At 48.5% G+C, this 4,627-nt stretch carries 2 tRNA genes and 2 rRNA genes; all 4 read right to left on the minus strand.

From position 1 onward, the window contains the following. Positions 1–2,285: ribosomal RNA gene (locus DK415_RS09390) — 23S ribosomal RNA — on the minus strand; the annotation flags it as partial. A gap of 307 nt (positions 2,286–2,592) precedes the next feature. Then, positions 2,593–2,668: transfer RNA gene (locus DK415_RS09395), tRNA-Ala, on the minus strand. 97 nt (positions 2,669–2,765) lie between these two features. Further along, positions 2,766–2,842: transfer RNA gene (locus DK415_RS09400), tRNA-Ile, on the minus strand. Between the two features lie 90 nt (positions 2,843–2,932). Then, a 16S ribosomal RNA gene (locus DK415_RS09405) occupies positions 2,933–4,472 on the minus strand. Positions 4,473–4,627 lie beyond the last annotated feature (155 nt).

The raw sequence follows: 4,627 nt of genomic DNA on the forward strand, positions 1-4,627 counted from the left end.
TTCGTGCTCCTCCGTTACTCTTTGGGAGGAGACCGCCCCAGTCAAACTACCCACCAGACACTGTCCGAGACCACGTTTCGTAATCTTCGTTAGAACATCAAACGTTAAAGGGTGGTATTTCAAGGACGACTCCATAATCACTGGCGTGACTACTTCAAAGTCTCCCACCTATCCTACACATCAAAATTCAATGTTCAGTGTCAAGCTATAGTAAAGGTTCACGGGGTCTTTCCGTCTAGCCGCGGGTACACCGCATCTTCACGGCGATTTCAATTTCACTGAGTCTCGGGTGGAGACAGCCTGGCCATCATTATGCCATTCGTGCAGGTCGGAACTTACCCGACAAGGAATTTCGCTACCTTAGGACCGTTATAGTTACGGCCGCCGTTTACTGGGGCTTCGATCAGGAGCTTCTCTTTCGATTACACCATCAATTAACCTTCCAGCACCGGGCAGGCATCACACCCTATACGTCCACTTTCGTGTTTGCAGAGTGCTGTGTTTTTAATAAACAGTTGCAGCCAGCTGGTATCTTCGACCGGTTCAACCTTCGCCCGCTAGGGACTACAATCTACGCCGGCGCACCTTCTCCCGAAGTTACGGTGCTATTTTGCCTAGTTCCTTCACCCGAGTTCTCTCAAGCGCCTGAGTATTCTCTACCTGACCACCTGTGTCGGTTTTCAGTACGGTTTAGTAAAGCCTTTCGCTTAGTGGCTTTTCCTGGAAGTGTGGTATCAGTTACTTCAGCTCCGTAGAGCCTCGTCATCATCTCTCAGTGTTAAGGAAGTCCGGATTTGCCTAAACTCCCCACCTACCAACTTAAACGTGCATATCCAACAGCACGCTAACCTAACCTGCTCCGTCCCCACATCGCAGCTTTACCAAGTACGGGAATATTAACCCGTTTCCCATCGACTACGCTTTTCAGCCTCGCCTTAGGGGCCGACTCACCCTGCCCCGATTAACGTTGGACAGGAACCCTTGGTCTTCCGGCGAACGGGTTTTTCACCCGTTTTATCGTTACTTATGTCAGCATTCGCACTTGTGATACGTCCAACAGTCCTCTCGAACCATCTTCATCCGCTTACACAACGCTCCCCTACCCAACAGACTTACGTCTGATGCCGCAGCTTCGGTGCTATATTTGAGCCCCGTTACATCTTCCGCGCAGGCCGACTCGACTAGTGAGCTATTACGCTTTCTTTAAATGATGGCTGCTTCTAAGCCAACATCCTAGCTGTCTAAGCCTTCCCACTTCGTTTCCCACTTAATATAGACTTTGGGACCTTAGCTGGCGGTCTGGGTTGTTTCCCTCTCCACGACGGACGTTAGCACCCGCCGTGTGTCTCCTGAGTATCACTCTTTGGTATTCGTAGTTTGCATCGGGTTGGTAATCCGGGATGGACCCCTAGCCGAAACAGTGCTCTACCCCCAAAGGTGTCCGCTCAAGGCTCTACCTAAATAGATTTCGGGGAGAACCAGCTATCTCCCGGTTTGATTGGCCTTTCACCCCCAGCCACAAGTCATCCGCTAATTTTTCAACATTAGTCGGTTCGGTCCTCCAGTTAGTGTTACCCAACCTTCAACCTGCCCATGGCTAGATCACCGGGTTTCGGGTCTATACCTTGCAACTATTCGCCCAGTTAAGACTCGGTTTCCCTTCGGCTCCCCTATTCGGTTAACCTCGCTACAAAATATAAGTCGCTGACCCATTATACAAAAGGTACGCAGTCACCCTTTCGGGCTCCCACTGCTTGTACGTACAAGGTTTCAGGTTCTATTTCACTCCCCTCACCGGGGTTCTTTTCGCCTTTCCTTCACAGTACTGGTTCACTATCGGTCAATCAGGAGTATTTAGCCTTGGAGGATGGTCCCCCCATCTTCAAACAGGATATCACGTGTCCCGCCCTACTTATCGTTAACTCAGTACCACAAAAGTATTTTCGAGTACGGGATTATCACCCTCTACGATTTGGCTTCCCAGCCAATTCCTCTAACACTTCCGCTATCACTAACAGGCTCCTTCGCTTTCGCTCGCCGCTACTCACAAAATCTCGGTTGATTTCTTTTCCTCGGGGTACTTAGATGTTTCAGTTCTCCCGGTTCGCCTCATTATCCTATGAATTCAGATAATGATAGTGGGTTCTTCACCCACTGGGTTTCCCCATTCGGACATCTTGGATTAAACGCCTCTTATCGACTCATCCAAGCTTTTCGCAGATTAGCACGTCCTTCTTCGCCTCTGATTGCCAAGGCATCCACCTTGTACGCTTTGTCACTTAACCATACAACCTCAAGTATTCTTACCTTATTATTTAAATAACATTAAACAATAAGCCTCAAACACTTCAGCTACGATTAATAACAGTTAATTAAGAGCAATCGCCTTTTATCAATCACTCTCACTCAGACTTTCTTGAAAGTCTCGTTTTCAGCTTGTTTCCAGATTTTTAAAGAACAGTAAAGACAATGTAAGTTAACTTACTTACTATCATCATAGTTAAATTCATTTTAACTAACACAACGCAATATTTAATACTATCAAATAAAATGATAAAAAATATACTTTAATAAACTTAACTATGACGATATTGGTGGAGATAAGCGGGATCGAACCGCTGACCTCCTGCGTGCAAGGCAGGCGCTCTCCCAGCTGAGCTATATCCCCAATCACGTCCCTTGGCTTTCACTCACACATAGCGGCTTGATATGTTTAACATTAGTTAATGTAATAAAAACTAATCTACCAAACTCACCAGTCTAAGTGGTGGGTCTGAGTGGACTTGAACCACCGACCTCACCCTTATCAGGGGTGCGCTCTAACCACCTGAGCTACAGACCCAATAGGATTTTGTCTTCGATATTTTGTTCTTTCCTTGTCTACAACCATCAAACAAACTGTGTGAACACTTAAAGTCGATTCTATCTTTGGTAAGGAGGTGATCCAACCGCAGGTTCCCCTACGGTTACCTTGTTACGACTTCACCCCAGTCATGAATCATACCGTGGTAAACGCCCTCCCGAAGGTTAAGCTATCTACTTCTGGTACAACCCACTCCCATGGTGTGACGGGCGGTGTGTACAAGGCCCGGGAACGTATTCACCGCGACATTCTGATTCGCGATTACTAGCGATTCCGACTTCATGGAGTCGAGTTGCAGACTCCAATCCGGACTTAGACGTACTTTGTGAGATTCACTCCACCTCGCGGCTTCGTCACCCTCTGTATACGCCATTGTAGCACGTGTGTAGCCCTACTCGTAAGGGCCATGATGACTTGACGTCATCCCCACCTTCCTCCGGTTTATCACCGGCAGTCTCCTTTGAGTTCCCGACCTAATCGCTGGCAACAAAGGATAAGGGTTGCGCTCGTTGCGGGACTTAACCCAACATTTCACAACACGAGCTGACGACAGCCATGCAGCACCTGTCTCATGGTTCCCGAAGGCACTCTCATATCTCTACAAGATTCCATGGATGTCAAGAGTAGGTAAGGTTCTTCGCGTTGCATCGAATTAAACCACATGCTCCACCGCTTGTGCGGGCCCCCGTCAATTCATTTGAGTTTTAACCTTGCGGCCGTACTCCCCAGGCGGTCGATTTATCACGTTAGCTTCGGGCACCAAGCTCAAGGCCCAATCCCCAAATCGACAGCGTTTACAGCGTGGACTACCAGGGTATCTAATCCTGTTTGCTCCCCACGCTTTCGCACATGAGCGTCAGTACATTCCCAAGGGGCTGCCTTCGCCTTCGGTATTCCTCCACATCTCTACGCATTTCACCGCTACACGTGGAATTCTACCCCTCCCTAAAGTACTCTAGACCCCCAGTCTGAAATGCAATTCCCAGGTTAAGCCCGGGGATTTCACACCTCACTTAAAAGTCCGCCTGCGTGCCCTTTACGCCCAGTTATTCCGATTAACGCTCGCACCCTCCGTATTACCGCGGCTGCTGGCACGGAGTTAGCCGGTGCTTCTTCTGTGATTAACGTCAATCGTGATGCCTATTAAACATCACGCCTTCCTCGTCACCGAAAGAACTTTACAACCCGAAGGCCTTCTTCATTCACGCGGCATGGCTGCGTCAGGGTTGCCCCCATTGCGCAATATTCCCCACTGCTGCCTCCCGTAGGAGTCCGGGCCGTGTCTCAGTCCCGGTGTGGCTGGTCATCCTCTCAGACCAGCTAGAGATCGTCGGCTTGGTAGGCCTTTACCCCACCAACTACCTAATCCCACTTGGGCTCATCCTATGGCATGCGGCCTTGCGGTCCCGCACTTTCATCTCTCGATTCTACGCGGTATTAGCGACAGTTTCCCGTCGTTATCCCCCTCCATAAGCCAGATTCCCAAGCATTACTCACCCGTCCGCCACTCGTCAGCCAGAAAGCAAGCTTTCTCCTGTTACCGTTCGACTTGCATGTGTTAAGCCTGCCGCCAGCGTTCAATCTGAGCCATGATCAAACTCTTCAGTTCAAAAAGTTTAATCGCTCAATACTGCTGACTTAATTAATCATCTATATAAATAAACGAATCTTCGTAGCACTATTCAGTTCAATTTTAAAATCTTTAATGATAAAAACGAATCTTCAAGTGCCCACACAGTTTGTCTGATTGATTGTTAAAGAACA

Source organism: Aggregatibacter segnis, from assembly GCF_003130075.1.
Taxonomy (GTDB): Bacteria; Pseudomonadota; Gammaproteobacteria; order Enterobacterales; family Pasteurellaceae; genus Aggregatibacter; species Aggregatibacter segnis_A.